Source organism: Pseudarthrobacter sp. CC4, assembly GCF_048957775.1.
Taxonomy (GTDB): domain Bacteria; phylum Actinomycetota; class Actinomycetes; order Actinomycetales; family Micrococcaceae; genus Arthrobacter.
Genome location: NZ_JARCCZ010000023.1, coordinates 58004 through 74089, shown reverse-complemented (window position 1 = coordinate 74089; position 16086 = coordinate 58004). Strand labels below are relative to the sequence as shown.

21 protein-coding genes, 1 pseudogene and 1 riboswitch are annotated in these 16086 nt (G+C 66.1%); of the genes and pseudogenes, 11 read left to right on the top strand and 11 right to left on the bottom strand.

Annotation, left to right across the window (positions count from 1 at the left end; translation table 11 throughout):
* Window positions 1-68: 68 nt before the first annotated feature.
* The 8 genes from PV768_RS16255 to PV768_RS16220 all read right to left on the bottom strand — a co-directional run bounded on the left by PV768_RS16255 (window position 69) and on the right by PV768_RS16220 (window position 5940).
* On the bottom strand, window positions 69-2048 hold the full coding sequence (locus PV768_RS16255) for a copper resistance CopC/CopD family protein (RefSeq protein ID WP_421093561.1): 1980 nt from the start codon (window positions 2046-2048) through the stop codon (window positions 69-71).
* Complete coding sequence (locus PV768_RS16250; protein ID WP_421093560.1) at window positions 2045-2374, bottom strand: hypothetical protein; 330 nt, start codon at window positions 2372-2374, stop codon at window positions 2045-2047. The genes PV768_RS16255 and PV768_RS16250 overlap by 4 nt, the downstream gene beginning before the upstream one ends.
* Window positions 2371-2598: a hypothetical protein gene (locus tag PV768_RS16245; protein ID WP_421093559.1), complete on the bottom strand. Its 228-nt coding sequence runs from the start codon at window positions 2596-2598 to the stop codon at window positions 2371-2373. The genes PV768_RS16250 and PV768_RS16245 overlap by 4 nt, the downstream gene beginning before the upstream one ends.
* A 9-nt stretch (window positions 2599-2607) precedes the next feature.
* Window positions 2608-2874, bottom strand: a complete 267-nt coding sequence (locus tag PV768_RS16240; RefSeq protein WP_421093558.1) for a thioredoxin family protein — start codon at window positions 2872-2874, stop codon at window positions 2608-2610.
* Window positions 2871-3530 carry a peroxiredoxin family protein gene (locus PV768_RS16235; protein ID WP_421093557.1) on the bottom strand — a complete coding sequence of 220 codons (660 nt, stop codon included), beginning with the start codon at window positions 3528-3530 and terminating at the stop codon, window positions 2871-2873. The genes PV768_RS16240 and PV768_RS16235 overlap by 4 nt, the downstream gene beginning before the upstream one ends.
* Window positions 3527-4489 carry a cytochrome c biogenesis CcdA family protein gene (locus PV768_RS16230; RefSeq protein WP_421093556.1) on the bottom strand — a complete coding sequence of 321 codons (963 nt, stop codon included), beginning with the start codon at window positions 4487-4489 and terminating at the stop codon, window positions 3527-3529. The genes PV768_RS16235 and PV768_RS16230 overlap by 4 nt, the downstream gene beginning before the upstream one ends.
* 102 nt (window positions 4490-4591) lie before the next feature.
* On the bottom strand, window positions 4592-5578 hold the full coding sequence (locus tag PV768_RS16225) for a M56 family metallopeptidase (RefSeq protein WP_421093555.1): 987 nt from the start codon (window positions 5576-5578) through the stop codon (window positions 4592-4594).
* Entirely contained in the window at window positions 5575-5940 is a 366-nt protein-coding gene (locus tag PV768_RS16220) for a BlaI/MecI/CopY family transcriptional regulator (protein WP_421093554.1), read from the bottom strand. Before PV768_RS16220 ends, PV768_RS16225 begins: the two co-directional genes overlap by 4 nt.
* Before the next feature lie 163 nt (window positions 5941-6103).
* On the opposite strand from PV768_RS16220, the gene PV768_RS16215 reads away from it, so the two are divergent.
* The 3 genes from PV768_RS16215 to PV768_RS16205 all read left to right on the top strand — a co-directional run bounded on the left by PV768_RS16215 (window position 6104) and on the right by PV768_RS16205 (window position 8744).
* Window positions 6104-6817: a DUF3105 domain-containing protein gene (locus PV768_RS16215; protein ID WP_421093553.1), complete on the top strand. Its 714-nt coding sequence runs from the start codon at window positions 6104-6106 to the stop codon at window positions 6815-6817.
* 434 nt (window positions 6818-7251) lie between these two features.
* On the top strand, window positions 7252-7536 hold the full coding sequence (locus PV768_RS16210; RefSeq protein ID WP_421093552.1) for an anti-sigma factor family protein: 285 nt from the start codon (window positions 7252-7254) through the stop codon (window positions 7534-7536).
* A gap of 644 nt (window positions 7537-8180) precedes the next feature.
* Window positions 8181-8744: a TlpA family protein disulfide reductase gene (locus tag PV768_RS16205; protein ID WP_421093551.1), complete on the top strand. Its 564-nt coding sequence runs from the start codon at window positions 8181-8183 to the stop codon at window positions 8742-8744.
* Window positions 8745-8892: 148 nt separating this feature from the next.
* Here PV768_RS16205 and PV768_RS16200 read toward each other — a convergent pair whose 3' ends face one another.
* On the bottom strand, window positions 8893-9567 hold the full coding sequence (locus PV768_RS16200) for a metal-dependent transcriptional regulator (RefSeq protein WP_421093550.1): 675 nt from the start codon (window positions 9565-9567) through the stop codon (window positions 8893-8895).
* Between the two features lie 82 nt (window positions 9568-9649).
* Between PV768_RS16200 and PV768_RS16195 the strand changes: the two genes are divergently transcribed.
* The 6 genes and pseudogenes from PV768_RS16195 to PV768_RS16170 all read left to right on the top strand — a co-directional run.
* Complete coding sequence (locus PV768_RS16195) at window positions 9650-10747, top strand: multicopper oxidase domain-containing protein (RefSeq protein ID WP_421093549.1); 1098 nt, start codon at window positions 9650-9652, stop codon at window positions 10745-10747.
* On the top strand, window positions 10744-11976 hold the full coding sequence (locus tag PV768_RS16190) for a ZIP family metal transporter (protein WP_421093548.1): 1233 nt from the start codon (window positions 10744-10746) through the stop codon (window positions 11974-11976). Before PV768_RS16195 ends, PV768_RS16190 begins: the two co-directional genes overlap by 4 nt.
* Window positions 11977-12020: 44 nt before the next feature.
* Window positions 12021-12383, top strand: coding sequence for a hypothetical protein (locus PV768_RS16185; RefSeq protein ID WP_421093547.1), 363 nt, complete (start codon window positions 12021-12023; stop codon window positions 12381-12383).
* A gap of 3 nt (window positions 12384-12386) precedes the next feature.
* Complete coding sequence (locus PV768_RS16180) at window positions 12387-12530, top strand: hypothetical protein (protein ID WP_421093546.1); 144 nt, start codon at window positions 12387-12389, stop codon at window positions 12528-12530.
* Window positions 12531-12648: 118 nt separating this feature from the next.
* Window positions 12649-12870 (top strand): hypothetical protein, encoded by a 222-nt coding sequence (locus PV768_RS16175; protein ID WP_421093545.1) that lies wholly within the window; start codon window positions 12649-12651, stop codon window positions 12868-12870.
* A gap of 61 nt (window positions 12871-12931) precedes the next feature.
* Window positions 12932-12991, top strand: a pseudogene (locus PV768_RS16170) (hypothetical protein); the annotation flags it as partial.
* Window positions 12992-13021: 30 nt separating this feature from the next.
* Here the strand turns inward: PV768_RS16170 and PV768_RS16165 are convergent.
* Entirely contained in the window at window positions 13022-13267 is a 246-nt protein-coding gene (locus tag PV768_RS16165) for an ArsR/SmtB family transcription factor (protein WP_421093544.1), read from the bottom strand.
* Window positions 13268-13562: 295 nt separating this feature from the next.
* Between PV768_RS16165 and PV768_RS16160 the strand changes: the two genes are divergently transcribed.
* On the top strand, window positions 13563-13772 hold the full coding sequence (locus PV768_RS16160; RefSeq protein ID WP_421093543.1) for a hypothetical protein: 210 nt from the start codon (window positions 13563-13565) through the stop codon (window positions 13770-13772).
* 40 nt (window positions 13773-13812) lie between these two features.
* Here the strand turns inward: PV768_RS16160 and PV768_RS16155 are convergent, their stop codons facing one another.
* Window positions 13813-14478: a hypothetical protein gene (locus PV768_RS16155; protein WP_421093542.1), complete on the bottom strand. Its 666-nt coding sequence runs from the start codon at window positions 14476-14478 to the stop codon at window positions 13813-13815.
* Window positions 14479-14908: 430 nt separating this feature from the next.
* Window positions 14909-15075, top strand: a riboswitch (cyclic di-AMP (ydaO/yuaA leader).
* 5 nt (window positions 15076-15080) lie between these two features.
* Between PV768_RS16155 and PV768_RS16150 the strand changes: the two genes are divergently transcribed.
* Window positions 15081-15857: a M23 family metallopeptidase gene (locus PV768_RS16150; protein ID WP_421093541.1), complete on the top strand. Its 777-nt coding sequence runs from the start codon at window positions 15081-15083 to the stop codon at window positions 15855-15857.
* Window positions 15858-16086: the final 229 nt, after the last annotated feature.

Here is a 16086-nt window from a genome sequence, read left to right as displayed (position 1 = left end):
ATTGAAGCGCTACTGGCTGCTGGGTAACAAAGGTAAGGGGTTTGGTGTTTAGCAGAAGCTAGAGGGGCCTAGTCATGGTGGCCTGCCGGTGCGGGGTAGACCAGGGTTCGGGTCACAAGGTGGTGGGGTGCGGTCTGGGTTTCGTGCAGGATCCGGCCGTCCTTGTCCAGGGTGAGTTCGAGGACAGCGTTCTCGGCCGGGTAGGACAGGACCAACCGGCGGTTGCCGTTCTCGTCGGGTAGCCGGGTGGCCGTGGCGGCCTGCCCGCTGGCGTACAGGGAGCGCCGGATGAAATCTCTGCCGGTGGTCGGGAAGGACCGCGGTGTTCCCAGGCCGCGTGCGGTGTCGCTGGTGACCAGTTCGTGCAGGGTGACCGCGGGGACCGCCTTCATCGCCGTCACGGCCTCTTTCAGCAGCTCCTGGGCCGGGAGGGCGGGCCAGTTGATCGCGAGTGCGGCGGGTTTGGCGGTCCAGATCCGGGAGGTCGGGGTGAGTGTGAGGCGGCTGGTGCCGTCGCGCCAGGTGGCGGGGCTGAAAAAGCAGCCTTCGCCGCAGCTTCGGAATGCAAGGTCGGTGGTGTCGCCGCCGGGTCCGGCGAGGGAGCCTGTGAGGCCGAACTGTGCGGCGGCTGCCTTGCCGGACGGATCGGTGATTTCCGGGGCCAGCAGCTGGATGACGAGCTGGCCGGAGCTGGCGCGTGCGTTGATGCCGATTTCCCCGGCCAGGGCCGCCGCCGGCACGACAGTGCCGGTGGCCGGCGGCGGAAAGGCCAGGGGAGCGTTCCTGTCCCCGGGGACGGGCAGTACGGTCAGGACGGCGGAGGTGATGAGGACCGCGAAAAGGGTGGCGGCTTCGACGCGTGCCGGTCGGCTGATTTTCTCCAGGGCGGATTGCCTGCGGAGGAGGAAGCGTGCGGCCAGGGCAAAGCCGGCCGCGGCCATGACCAGTCCGGTTTTGACCAGCAGGATGCGTCCGTAGTCGGTGGTCAGCAGACTCTCCAACGGAACGAGGATCAGTGCGGATCCAAGCCCGCTGAGTATCACGGCGGTGAAGACCCAGGCGGCGGCGCGGGCGTAGGCGGCGATGGCTTCCCGGGAGGGGTCCCGGGCGTGGCGCCACCGGATGAGGGTGCGCAGTAGGTGGACGAGCAGCCCGGTCCAGACGGTGGCGGCGGTCAGGTGGAGAGCTGTCAGCGGGATTCCGACGAGGGGATTGGCCAGCTGGGGGTGGGCGCGCAGGGCTTCGGCGCCGATGACGGCCGCCAGCGGTAACCAGATCCAGCCGCGCTTGGGCGCTGCGGCCGCGACTGCGGCCAGGGCAAATGCGAAGACCTGGACGAGGGTGACCAGGCCCGGCCGGCTCCCGGTCAGGGCGTCCGGGGCGGGGCGGGACAGGCCGGCCGTGAGGGAGCCGCTGCCCAGGAGCAGCACGGCCAGCCCGCCGGCGGCGGCAAGCCCGGCCAGACAGGCCCACAGCGTGATCGGCCGTGGACCGTCGTGGGCCGTGCCGAGCCGGCCCAGCAGAACGGCGCCAGCACGTTCGCCCAGGGCCAGTGCGAGGGCCGCGAACAGCACCACCCGAAGGGCGGTGGTCTGCCAGGATCCCTGCGTGTCCGTGGTTTGGCCCGCGGTAAGTGCCGTGACGGCTGGTCCTACGGCGTAGCGGTAGGTGCCGCTCATGACGTCGCCGTCCCTCGCGGTGACCTGCCAGTGCACGGTGTAGATGCCCTGCGGTGCCGGGCCGGAGAGCGGTACTTCCAGGGCGCGGTTCTCGTGGGTGAGCCGTGGTGTGCCGAGAGTTCCTTCGCCCGCAGGGCCTGCCAATTTGACCGGCGTCCCTGCGGTCGTGACGGGCTGGTCGAAGAGCAGCGTGAGGGTGTCCGGGGCTGTGGCCACGGTCGAGTCGGCGGCCGGTGCGGTGAAGAGCAGGTTGGCGTGCGCGGAGGCAGGGACAGCCGAGAGCAATCCCGCGAATACGAGCCCGGCCGTAGCGGCCAGCAGCGCGGCGGCACTGCGGAGGCCGCGCCGTCGCCGGCGGTTCCGCCTCACCGGTGCGGCGGGATGGTGTCCTGGCCGCCGCCTGGGCGGCCTGCCTGGAGCCGAGCGAGTTCCTCCCGCGCTGCCTGGAGCTGGTCATCAATGCTCTGCACCGGAGGTGCGAACAACCCCTCGGCATCGCTGCCGGGTCGGCCAGCCTGCAGCCGGGCGAGTTCCTCCCGCGCTGCCCGGAGCCGGTCATCGATGTTTTGCGCAGGAGGCGGGCAGCAGCCTGCACTGTCGCTGCGGGCTTGCCCGCGCATGGGGCGCATGCAGAAGAACCAGGTCAGGGCGAGGGCCGCGGCGGTGGCGGCCAGTGCGATCAGCGCCGTGTTCATGCGACGGGGGTCCCGCCGGCGTGCGGTGTCGGGTAGCGGTCCTCCGGGCCGGTCTTGCCGGGGCGGAGGGCCTCGATCTGGGCGTGGAGCCTGGCCAGCTCCTGCTCCTGGTCAGGGGTGGCGGGCTTTTCGGCGGGGCCGCGGCCGCGCATCAGGAGCCACATCATCAGGCCCATGCCGACGGGGCAGGCCAGAGCGGGAAGAAAAAGAAGAAACTGTTCCATGGGATGTCCTTAGCTTTCGGGGGTGGGGGAGAGGCGTGCCAGGTCGCGGCGGAGGGCGCGGCCGGACAGCCGGCCGTGGGCGATGAGCCTGCCGTCGGCGATGAGCCCGGGGGCGAAGAGGAGGCGGTGCGCAGCGGCCAGCCGGCTCCCCTGCCCGCTGTTCAGGTCCACTTCGTCAATGCTCAGCGGGAACTCCCGGGACAGGCTGGCCAGCAGCTGCCTGCTGTCGCTGCACCAGGTGCAGTCGGCCTGTGTGAGCAGGATGAGCTTGATCATGGCCTATTCCCGTTCTTCAGGTCTGCCAGCAGCTTGTCGACCGGAACGAACATCGTGTAGTCCGGGGCGCCGCCGTAGTCCGCCCGCCACCGGATGGTGCCGTCCGGCCCGACGAGGATGAAGCTGTGCCCGTCCCTCATGGCGCCCATCATCCCGTACCGGTTCGCACTGTATTTCTCCGACACCGCGAGGCTGGGATCGGAAAGGACAGGTGTGCCCAGTCCCATGTCCCGGGTCTTGCGGGCAATGAGGTTGGCAGGATCGGTCGTGATGGACAGGACCGCGTCGATGCCGGCGGCCTTGACCTTGGTGCTGTCCTTTTCAAGACTGCTCAGCTGGTCCCAGCAGGGCTGGCAGGTCAGGCCTTCCTGGAAGTACAACAGGACATTCTTTCCCTTGTAGTCGCCCAGGGACACCTGCCGGCCGCTGTTGTCCTCGAGGGTAAATGCGGGTGCGGCCTCGCCGGGGCCTGGTTGGCCGACATCGTAGTTCTTCCCGGCCCCGGCGTTCTTCGTGGCGGTGGATCCGGAGAAGATGGCGTAGAGGGCGACGAGGATAACGACAAGGGCTACCGCTGCCAGGGTCCAGAGGAGCCAGCGGCGGTTCGTTCCACGGGCGGGGCGGGATTTGGTGTCCCGGCTCTTGGTGGTGGTCATGATCGGCTGTCCTTTGCGGGGATGGGCTCGGCGGTGTTGTCGGGGGCGCAGCAGTCGTTTCCGGGGCCGGCAGCGGTGTCATCGACGGGTTTTTCCGGGCCGGCCGCGGGTTGGGCGTGACGTCGGGCCTGGCGGATCAGGTAGACAAGTCCAGCAATCAGCAGCCCGCCCAGTACCCAGCCGGGAAGCCAGCCCAGGGACGTGGAGATGACTGACGCGGCGTGCTGCAGCTCAGCGGTTATCTGCACGAGGATCCCGTCCGATCCCATGCCCGGGCCCAGGGCGGCCTGAACGTAGGTGAGTACGGCCATCGCGATGAGCAGGAAGGCCGACGCGGCCGACCCGAATGCCATCGTGCGGCGCAGGCGGCCGAGCCGGAGGGTGACCTGCCGTCCCTGCAGCCACCGGCTGCTGCTCCAGTCCCTGCGGTCCCACACGAGGGCCAGGACGGCCAGCGGTGCGACCATGCCCAGGACGTAGGTCAGTGCCACGGCCAGCGCGGCGGGAAACGAGGCGGTCGCCCCGGAGAGGACGGCGACGCCGGCCAGCACCGGGGCGCAACAAGAACTGGCGGCGCCGGAAAACACTCCGAGGCCGTAGACCGAACCGAAACCTGTGCCGGTGGGGACCCGGCCCGGCAGCATCGGCAACCGGGGTTTCCAACCGAACAGCATCGCGGTCCCGCCGGCCAGCATCGCCGTCGCAGCGGCGGAAAACACCAGCACGTGCTGGCCCGAGACCAGGCTGACCAGGAACGTCGCCCCGAGGCCGATGGGAACGATGATGGTGGCGACGCCAGCGGCGAAGACAAACGTCGCGGCCAGGATGCCGCTGCGGCGGCGGAAGCCGGCGGCCAGGTAGGCGGGCAGCATCACGGAGACGCAGCACGGGGCGAGCAGTGCGACAATGCCGCCAAGGAGTGCGGTCAGCAGCGTTCCGCCGAAGAGCAGATCTTCCATGGACACGCCGCCTTTCACCCGGAACCGGGTCACCAACTATTCTCCTAAGGAGTTTAGGAGAATAGTTGGCGGGTGTCTACCGGGGAAGCCCCGGGGGTGACCTTAGGGGGCTGAAGCGTTGACTGACGTGGTGGCGTCGGGGCAGAGAGTGTGTCCGGCGGCGGCGGCGGCGGGGCTTCCCAGTACGAGCACAGGGAGGGCGAGCAGGACGGCGACGGTCAGGGAGCCGGCGGCGGTGCGGGTCCGGCTAAGTGGGTTCTGCGGCGGGATGAGCCGGCGCACGCGTGCGGCGGCTCCGCTGCCTCCGGCCGCCAGGGTCACGGCCGGAGAGAGGTGCCCTACGCCTCCTGAGGCGACGGCCAGCAGGGCCCCGGCCACGGTGAGCCGGCCCGATCGGGCAGCTGCCGCGTCATCGGCGCGCAGCTCGACCAGCCTGGCGGTTTCTTCGGCGGCGGCGCTGAAGATGGTAATGGCGGGGAACGCTGATGCCAGTGCGCGGGAAAAGCCAAGGATCAGGTCATGGCGCTCGGAGAGGTGGGCCTGCTCGTGTGCCAGGACTGCCTCCAGCTGCCCGTCGTCCAAGGCGTTCAGCGCGCCGGTGGTCACCACCATCTGCCGGCGCCGGCCCGGAAGGCAGTAGACGGCTGATTCCTTAGAATCGAGCACGACCACGCCTCTGCGGTGGTCGGCCTGGCCGACCATGTCCAGGATCCTGCTGTGATGGGAGCGTTCGCGTGCCATGCCCGCAAGCCCTGCGATGAGGCACCAGAGGGTTCGGCCCAGGATGGCCAGGGCAAGGACTGCTCCGGTGGCTCCGGCTGCCGCTCCACCAGGTGAGGCGTATTGCTCCTGGATGGCCATGACGCAGGACCGCAGCAATTCGGCCAGATCGCCGCTGACGGTCACGGTGGGGATGGTCAGCGCCAGTCCGGCGAGGGCGACGGACGTCAGGATGGTCACGCTCAGGGCCTGCCAGGCTGCTACGGCAAGCCGGGGGGCACTGTCGGCCCAGGCTGCTCCCTGCAGCAGCCGCGGGCCGACCGCACCCAGCAGCAGGGCGTAGGCGAGGAGGGACAGGGCGACGATCATGCCGTCAGGTCCTGTTCCCTGGCCGCGCTGAGAAGGCGGTGCAGTTCGTCGGCTTCCTCGGGCCGGATCCCCTCGACGAACCCGACCAGGGCTGCGGTCCGGTCCTCGGTGAGCGAGAGCGCCTCGGTCACCAGTCCGGCCACGTATTTGTCCCGGCCGGCCGCCGGTCCGTAGCGGTAGGCTCTGCCGTCGCGTTCCTTGGTCAGCCAGCCCTTGCGGTGCAGGATCTCCGTCACCGTGTGCACGGTGTTGTAGGCCAGCCCGCGGTCGAGCCCGTCGAGGACCTCCCGGACCAGAAGCGGCCGGTCCGCCTGCCATACCTGCTCCATGATGGCGCTCTCCAGATCGCCAAACCTTGGCATGCTGCCTCCTCGGCCATGTTGTGTCCTATCAAGGATAGGAGATCGGCGACGCCATTGCACCTAAACACCTAAGTGAGTTAGGTTTGATGCAGAAATGCCGGCCTGCCGCTGGGGGGAGCCTCAGGGCACGGGACGGTGCCGCGCAATCGAAGGACACGAGGACATGGCCCGATCCAAGAACCAGGGCGGAGTTGGCGGGATCCGCTCCACCGAACCCAAATCCCAACCAGCCGGGGGAGGCAAGCCCACGCTGAAGCAACAGCGGGCGGAGGAGATCCAGCGGAAGCTGGCAGGATTCAAACTCCAGCACAGCAGGGCCCGGCGCAACAGGCTCCTCCTCATCATCACAGCCTGGACCGTCGGCATCGCGGTGGCCGCAGGGCTCGTCATTTTCGCGGTGACAAGCACGCTGCCGAAAAGCCCGCCCGCGGCGATCGACGGAGTACAGAGCTTTTCGGGACTGAGCTCCAACCATGTCACCACCCCGGTCAAGTACGCGCAGACCCCGCCCGTGGGCGGGAACCACTCGGCGGTTCCGCTGAACTGCGCCGTCTACAGCGAACCCGTGCCCAATGAAAACGCCGTGCACTCTCTTGAGCACGGCGCGGTCTGGGTGACCTATGACCCGACGGCGGTCAGCGGCGCCCAGCTGGACGTGCTGCGCAAGGACATCCCCTCCACCTACGCGATCCTCTCGCCCTACAGCGGTGATCCCTCTCCGGTCGTCGCATCGGCGTGGGGTGTGCAGCTAAAGGCTTCGGGCGTGAATGATCCACGGATTAAAGATTTCATCGCCAAATACCGCAGTGCCAAGTCGGCACCCGAGCCCGGGGCACCCTGTTCCGGCGGCGTCGACGGCCCAGGAAAAGTCCAGTAGCAACCGAGGGGCCCGCGGGCCTGCGTGGCGGACTCGGCAGTCCTCAAGCTTGCAGTGACGATCTGCAGTGACGAGAAAAAGGCTTAATCCAATGATGGGATACGGATGCACGGCAGCATGTGGCCATGGATGCTCGGATGGTCTGTGTTGCTCATCGCCGGACTGGTCACTCTCGTCTGGTTGATCCTCCGACCCGCGCGGGACAGCGGACGGCCACCATTGGACCGGCCTGGTTCTGCCCGCAGCATCCTCGATGAATGCTACGCACGGGGTGAGATCGACGATGAGGAATACCGCCGGCGACGTGAGAAACCCTGGGTTAGCCGCGCCACACGCAGTTGTCTTGCAGGATCGGACGCCCAAAGCGCCATAACAGCATCGCCAGCGCCCTCGGTTTCCCGACGGATGGGCAGCCGCGATCGTAAGGAGGACCTGTGGTGGGAGCCAACGGCACTGACGCCTATCTGGAATGGACTGCGGCCTATGTACTGGGATCTCTGGACCCACTCGATCGTCGGGCGTTCGAGAAACACATCGTCGAATGCAGCAATTGTGCGGCAGCCGTGAACGAGTTCGCCGCACTCCCGGCACTGCTGTCCACTCTTCCTGACGCCGACGCGCTGACCCTCGGACGGGGCGGGACGACTCACGCGCCGCCGGAATGGCTCAGGACCCTTGCAGACAAGATCCGGCGACGACGGCGAAGGCCAACAGCCTGACGCGGGAACGTCGTCCCCCGATCAGAAGACGCGGGACCAGCCTGGAGCCATGGAAGACGTTGGACTCTCGCCGCGGCCCTGATGGAGAAGCCACCCAGGTCGGGACTTGCTGAAGAGGAAAGGAGGTGAGCTACATGAACACCGGATGCTGCCGCGACGACTGCTGTGCCACGGGTTGTCGCGGCGATGAGTGTTGTGACGAATGCTGCGAGGATGACGACTAAGACAGCTGCACCAGCAACTCAGGCCTGCCGGTCCTTGACAGTCCGGCAGGCCTCCTTGCGGTGAACCGCCGCCCAAAGAATACCCGCCTCCAAGGATGAACGCCGGACATCTTCATTCAATGAAGGACCTTCCCATTGCCGTGAGGTGCCGGCCCCGCCTGGCGTGGCTGCGGCTGTGCAGAGCCGGCCGTCACACCCAGGCCTAAAAACCTAAGGAGTTTAGGTATAAGATTTGGGGAGAACCGCCGCCGGTTTCCCCCAAACCGGCGGCGGTTCGTCTTGCGGGGGCGGCAGGCTCTTATGCCTGCAAGAGGAGAACTGGCCGGCGAGTGCGCCAGACGGAAGCAATGGAGGAAGACGATGAATGAGTCCATGGATTGCCGAGCCAGTCCACGGCCGCGCCGACCGGGCCTTGCGGTCATGGCCGCCGCGGCCGTTCTTGCTGTTTCTTTGAGCGCGTGCGCGGCCCCCGATCCGCTCGCCCAGCAGGCACGGGCGGGGGACAACAAAAACTACATCGCCGGCGACGGTTCCGTCAGCGAATACACCCCTGACTCACGCCAGAGTCCGGTGACTTTCCAGGCCCCGCTGTTCAGCGGTCAAACCGTGGACTCCCGCTCGTTTCGAGGCAAGGTCACCGTGCTCAATTTTTGGTACGCCGCCTGCGGCCCGTGCCGGCTGGAGGCGCGCGACCTGCAGTCGCTGAGCCAGTCGTTCCCGGCGGAGCAGATGCAGTTCTACGGCGTGAACATCAGGGACGAAGTTCCTACCGCCACCGCATACGAGAGAACGTTCGGTGTGACCTACCCCAGTTTCTATGACCGGAACGGCGGCGTCCTTTTGGCCATGGCAAGTTTTGTTCCTCCGCAGGCGGTTCCCACGACGCTCGTGCTTGACAAGCAGGGCCGCGTCGCTGCCAGGATCCTGGGGGTCGCCGACAGATCAACACTGAAGGCGCTCATTACGGACAACCTCGGCAACTGACCGCGCGGTCGGCTTTTAGCCGCTGCGTGGCGCTCCCTTGGAGATTGGGTGATTCGTCCGTCCCTCCTGTCGGGGCGGCCGTTCAGGGATCCGGCTGAATGGGCATGATTGCCGCACCTCCGTCCACAGGAACCCTCCATGCGTACCGCTAGACCGCGACGACCCAGATCGCTTCCGACGCTGACGCTCCCAGATCAATATCCCGCTCTGGTCCGTGGAGCCGGATGGTGGTGACATCGGCGTAGGGGCGGTGCTCCCGGACGGTGAGCCGGGTGTCCGGTGCCAGGCCGAGCTCGGTGAAGTAGCGCAGCATCCGTGGATCAGCGTCGGAGATGCGGGTGATGGCCAGTGTGCCGCCGGTGGCCGCCGCCGATAGCTGCGTACCTTCCGGCAGGTGCGGCAGGCCTTCGGGGGACGGGATGGGGTCGCCGTGCGGGTCCCGTGTCGGGTGACCGAGTTGTTGGTCAATGCGCTCGATCAGCCTGTCCGAAACGGCATGCTCGAGGGTCTCGGCCTCGTCGTGGACTTCGTCCCAGCCATAGCCCAGCGCCTGGACCAGGAAGGTTTCCAGGAGCCGGTGCCTGCGGACCATGGCGACGGCATGCTCCCGCCCCGCCTCGGTCAGTTCGATGCTCCCGTACGGGGCGTGTGTCACCAGCCCCTGCCGGGCCAGCCTTTTGATCCCGTCCGAGACGGTGGACGGCCTGAGGCCAAGGCGCTCAGCCATGTCGCTGACCGTGATGGGCGTAGGGGACCACTCCGTGGCTGACCAGATCAGCTTGAGATAGTCCTGGGCTGACGAGGACAAGTCGGAGACCGGCATGCCATCAATCGTACCAAGGGCAGGCCAAATGTTAGGCTTAACGAACAATTTAGTTCTCATAATGAAGCAAAGAGGAATCGGCATGCCGAAAAATCTGTCGGACCCTTTACCGAGCAGGCGGTCCATGCTGTCCGGCGCTGCTGCTTTTGCTGCTGTCCCTGCCTTTTCCGCCCTGGAGGCATCGGCGTCGAGCGGGCATGACCAGCACTCAGGCACCGGCGCGGCTGCAGGCTCCGGCGCAGGGCACTCCGGCAACCCGCCGTCGGCCGTCGGCACCGGCGTCAGCCATGCCGGGCATGCCGGTTTCGCGGGCGGATCGGTCCTGCCCGAGCGTGCCGGCATCGACCCCACCGCGATCCTGCACGACTTCGACCGGGGCAAGACCAGCATCCTGCCCGACGGCCGGACACTGCGGGAATGGGACATCGTCGCCGTCGACAAAGAGTTTGAGATCGCCCCCGGTGTGACGTTCCCTGGATGGAGTTACAACGGCAGGATCCCGGGCCCTACGCTCTGGGCGCGGGAGGGGGACGTGCTGCGGATTCACTTCACCAACGCAGGGGCGCACCCGCATACGATCCACTTCCACGGAATCCATAAAGCTTCGATGGACGGAACGCCCGGCATCGGCGCCGGGTCCATCGCCCCGGGACAGAGCTTCACCTATGAGTTCGATGCGACCCCGTTCGGTACGCATCTGTACCACTGCCATCAGTCACCATTGGCTCCGCACATCGCCAAAGGTCTCTACGGGGGGTTCATCATCGAGCCCAAGGAGGGCCGGCCGAAGGCCGACAACGAGATGGTCATGGTGATGAACGGCTACAACACCGACGGCGGCGACGACAACGAGTTCTACTCGGTCAACGGCCTGCCCTTCCATTTCATGGACTTCCCCGTCCAGGTCTGGCAGAACGAGCTCGTGCGGATCCATCTGATCAACGTCCTGGAATACGACCCCATCAACTCGTTCCACGTCCACGGGAACTTCTTCCACTATTACCCGACCGGGACGATGCTGACGCCCAGCGAATATACGGACACCATCTCCCAGGTCCAGGGCCAGCGCGGCATCGTGGAACTCCGCTTCCCCTACCCCGGCAAATACATGTTCCACGCCCACAAGACCGAATTCGCGGAGCTTGGCTGGATGGGCTTCTTTGAGGTGAGCGCGTCATGAGCCTGGATGAAAAGACAGCTGCGGCACAGGCTTCAGAACTGCACCGCCGGCCCCCGGTGCCCCGCTGGCTGCTCGGCCTAGGACCGTTGGTACTGATCGCGATCCTGCTCGGCCTGTTTTCACTCCTCAACGCCCCGGGCCTGGCCAAACTTTCCGAGGGTGTTCCGCCCAAGGAAGAGGTCGCCGTCGAGGACATCCGCCTCACCCCCGGTCAGATCGAGATATCCGTCCGCAACGAAGGCCCGGACCCGGTGTCAATCGCGCAGGTTAACGTCTCGGACTACTACGCTATGTTCACCCAGACGCGGGCGACCATGGCGCCGCTGGAGTCGTCCACACTTACGATCAGCTACCACTGGGTGGATGGCGATCCCTACGAAGTCGCGCTCGTAACCTCCATTGGAGGCAAGATCCCTGCGAACATTGATGCCGCCGCCCTCAGCCCGGAACGCGGCACTTCCTTCTTTGGCCTTATGACGCTCCTGGGGATCTATGTCGGCGTGATCCCGGTAGCCCTGGGAATGCTCTGGATGCCCTTCGTCCGCCGCGCCTCAACGGCCTGGGTCCGGGTCCTGCTCGGGCTCACCGTCGGGCTGCTCGCCTTCCTGGCCATTGACGCGACCCTCGAAGCCGTGGACCTCGTAGCCGGAAACGGCTCCTTCGGCGGCCCCATGGTGGTCTTCCTCGGCACCGTTACCGCCTACCTCATCCTGGAAGGAACCGACGCCTGGATGCGCCGGCACCAGAAACTCAGCGCTGCCGGCCAGCCAGCAGCTCTGCCGCCGCAGCGCCTGGCGCTGCTGATTGCCATCGGCATCGGACTGCACAACCTCGGCGAAGGCCTCGCGATCGGATCCGCCTACGCGGTCGGCTCACTGGCCCTGGGTGCCTCGCTGATCGTCGGCTTCGCCATCCACAACACCACCGAAGGCCTGGCCATCGTCACTCCGCTGGCCAAACAGCCCCCCGGTCTGGCCCGGCTGGCGCTCCTGGGACTCACCGCCGGCGCGCCTGCGGCCGCCGGTGCCCTCATCGGAGCGACCGTCTACCAGCCGGCCCTCGCGGCCTTCCTGCTCGGCATCGGAGCCGGAGCCGTAGCCCAGGTGGCCGTCAAACTCCTGCCCCTGCTCAAGGACCACACCGGAAAGACCTTCACGCCGCTCACCGCCGCAGGCGTCATCCTGGGACTGGCCGTGATGTTTACCACCGGCCTGCTCGTCCAGGCCTAGGCGGACCACTCTCCCGGGCAGTACACAATCGCATGAATACATCCATGACTTCCGCGGTGCTGCTCGCCGGGCTGGTCCTGAACAGCAGGCTGGGCCGGTGGTGGGCCGATGCCGGCGCCGCACTCGTGATCGCCGGGATCGCCATCCGGGAAGGCATCAGCGCCTGGCGCGCGGCGACGTCTGCTGCACCGTCCCGCACGCAGCCGCCGCAACCCACGGCACAGAAGGCGGATGATTGCTGCGCGCCACCACCGTCTTCTAGCAAGACGCCGGAGGAACAACGCCTTCCCATGACTGCCAAGGATGCCGGCAGCGGTGCCACCCCGGAAGGGTCGGGTTGCTGCGCCGGGTACGAGTCCGAGACTCCACCGCAGTCCCTGACAGTGAACATCCGCCCGAGTGACTGAACCGTGGGCAGCGGGCACGAACACTCCCACGGCGGCGACGCCGCCGGCCAGCGCGGCAAACTGATCATCGTTTTCGGCATCACCTTCACGGTGATGATCGCCGACTCGGCCGCGCTGCTGATCGCAGCGTCGCCGCGCTGTCAGTAGGCTCCGCGCCCCGTCCGTAAGGCCTTCGCGGCAGTGCTGAATGCGGGAACTCGCCCCCTTTGACTCGTGAACTATTGGGGGCTCCCGCGCCGCCTCGCTGGTCTATAACAAGCGGCGGATGGGCCGAAAACTCGAGAAAACCATAGCTTCACTGTCCCGGCAGTTGGAACGCGAAACCCGACAGACGCTTTCCCGCTCGATGCCGTTCCCGGACAGATGGAACCCGTTCTTCGCCACGCTGATGACGCCTAACGATGTCTATGCCTACCCGACCCAGCATTACGACTTCGACGCCAAGCCGGGCAGTTTTCCGCCAACGCAACATATAAAGGGATCGTGAGCCAGCCTCGACCGGTGGGAGCCGAAACCGTGACGAGTCAGCCAATGACAGGATAGGGAATATGCCCATTGCCAAGTCCGTCGTGTTGTTCATGCTCGCCGCTGTCGCGGAAATCGGGGGCGCCTGGCTGGTCTGGCAGCGTCCTGGCCGATCATCGGTGGCGGGCTTCTCCGGTAACCATGTGGTCTGCGTGGTTGATGACTTCGGTGATGAGCCGGATCAGGTGTCCGTCGCGCAGGGAGTAGATGATGTGGCGGCCGTTCTTTCGGGTGTCGTCGAGGCCGCTGAGGCGAAGTTTGGCGAGGTGCTGGCTGATCACGGTGCGGGGCACTCCGGAAGCGTCCGTCAGTTCCGTGCGGTGCGCTGCCTCGATAGGGCGGGTCCTTCTAGCCTTCACTGGGGTGTACTGTCTGCCGGGGCTGACTCCCCGGCCTCGGTCTCAGGTAACTGTTCAGGAGCCAGCCCAACCCTCTGGTTACTTGGTGCACAAGCCCCGAACTACCGGCCGCGCACGCGGTTCACGCCGCGGGCGCCGTTGCTTAACTGCGGTCCATAAACACGGCCGAACGTGAGGAGTGTTAAGTGGCGGAGGCGGGTACGCCCTGGACACCGGAGGATCCCTGGTTGGCCGGGGACAACCTTCGCGAGGCCATCGACCGTCTAGTGGATTCGGGGTACGCCTCAACCGGGCCTTGCCCACCATCACGATGACCCGGATCCATGACTCCGGAATACGGGACTACGTCACCAGACGCACCCGGGGACGCCGTAGCTACCGCGAAATCCGCAGATCCCTCAAGCGCTACATCACCCGAACGCTCTACCGCCAGCTCAACTCCCTTTACGCCACCGCGGAACCGGCCCGATCCCACATTGACGGGGCAGACCCTTACCCGGAATAGGAGCGGACGCATGTGCGGTTGAGCATGCCGGGTTTCGGCTTTAGTGGCTGTGCGACGTGTGGGTGTCGGGTGCGGGCGCTGCGGGGGCCTCCGTCGGCTTGTCGGGAGTGCGGTTTTCGCTGGTCGGAGCCTCCGCGGGTGCCTGTGACGGTGCCGGCGTGGAGTCGTGGCTGTGGCTCTCGGAGTCGATGGTGCTTGCGAGGGCCGACATACCGAACCACGTCAGCGCTGCGACCAACACGACACCTGCGGCAAACGGGCTGACCAGGTGGCGCAGGCCGCCCTTGGCATCCTTGGCGATAAACGCGACGTACGACATCACTAGGCCAATCGGAGTCATCCAGGCGCTGCGCTCCGGGAACTGTTCGAAGTGCTGGATTCCGCCGCCGACCAGGCCGACGCCGAAGGAGAGCAGGAGCGAGAACGCGACGAGCGAGATGGCCCGGCTCAGCATCGGGCGCTCATCGACGAGCACGAACTCATTGACGATGGTGCCGAGGAGGAACACGAACGCACCGACGACGCAGATGATCGTGTACAGGCCCGGGTTGACCGGATAGTGCACGACGGCGCCGGCGATAAGGGCCGCACCCATGAAGTAGAGCATCGCACCGATATAGCGCGAGTAGAGCGAGGGAGTCCGTTTCGCGAGCTCTGCCTCATAGGAGGCAACATCTTCACGGCTGAGGTCGTTCTGAACGGTCATGTCTGGTGAGTCTTTCTTTTCAGGAGTGCGAGAGCAGGCAGCCGTAGCGCCGATACCGGAGGTTGGTGCGGCGGGAGGCACCCGGCCGCCTCAGGCGCAAAGTGCACCAGGCAATGCCGCCTCAAGGAGAGGCCAGCACAAATCAAACCGTACTTCAAACCAGCAAAGTCTGTCACATTCTGGTAACGACGTCTCCGTTTCCTCTGGGAATTTCCCGCCCGGCGTGCAGTGTGTGGAGCACGGCCGCGTTCTAAGAATGCTGCTGAGACTGAACAATGCTCAGGGGGGCGGTGCCGGCACCCAAGGGGCGCCGGCGCCAGCACACCGCTACAGATAACGGATTTGTAACATCTGCGAATCATTCGCTAGTCTGGAAAGGGTATACCCCCGAAGGGTATGCATGTCCGTTACGCCAAACCCCGCCGACGGCCGTGAACTATGACCTACTCAAGGCGGGGGTGGAGGACCCACTTACGGCGCACTGGTGCGTCTCGGGGTGAAGCCGACTGGTGGCGCTGTTCAAGGCGTCGTCCGCCTCGGCCGGACAGTCCATTCGTCCGAATCCGACAGCTAACTTCGCCGGCGCCGAGAGGACTTCTATTTTGTCTGCCCAGTCCGGACACGGCCGTCGCCGTGCCCTTCGTGCTTCCAAGCCTCCCCGCCTCCCCATTTTTCACGAGGCTGTCGTCCGTGTCCGCGGCCAGCGGCTGGGTGTCGCAGCCGCCGTGACCGGAATGATTGCCTTGACAGCCCTTTCTGCCGCCCATGCGGATTTGGGCGCCGGAGTCCGGGACGGGGCCGCCGTTTCCGTACTTCCTGTTGCGGAGGCACCGGTATCTGCATCACCGGGTGCGGTGCTGACCTTTGACAGCCCGGCGGTGACCTCCCAGCCTGCTCCCGCACCGGCCCAACCGGCGCAGCCCGCGGGAGCAGTGGCAGCACCAGTGCCGGTGGTCACGGCTGCTGAGGCCGCCCCCAGTGTTGCGTCCCGGGGCCTGAGGGCTCCGCTGGCTTCGATGAATGTCAGCTCCGCTTTTGGATTCCGAGTCAGCCCCATCACCGGAGCCGCCGCTGAGTTGCACACCGGCATTGACCTCACGGGAGCGTGTTCCACTGGGGTATTCGCTGCCGGTGCGGGCAAAATCATCGAGGCTGGCTGGAGTCCGTATGGCAGCGGCAACCGAATCGTGGTGGAGCATGGCAACGGGCTGAAGACGACCTACAACCATCTGGCCAGCATTGGTGTTTCCTTGGGCCAAGCAGTTGCGCAGGGCGAACTCATTGCAGGTGTTGGGACAACCGGCGCTTCCACTGGCTGCCACCTCCATTTCGAGGTCTTGGTCAATGATGTGACCGTCGATCCGTCCTCCTACATCTGATAACGGTCAGATTGGTTGCGGATCTCGTCGCAGCCCGATTGCTGGAAGCACTGGTCCGTCAGGAACCGTCTGATGGCGGGCCTGTGACGGGCGGGGCGCTTTCTGGTTTCCCTGGATGTTGGGGTCTGCCGGAATTGTCAACCCTGGGGGTATCTTTTTCGTCGCCATCCACTGACTGTTCGCTTGCTTGTCCGGTGTAGCTGAACTGGGCTCGGTAACGCACCCTGCG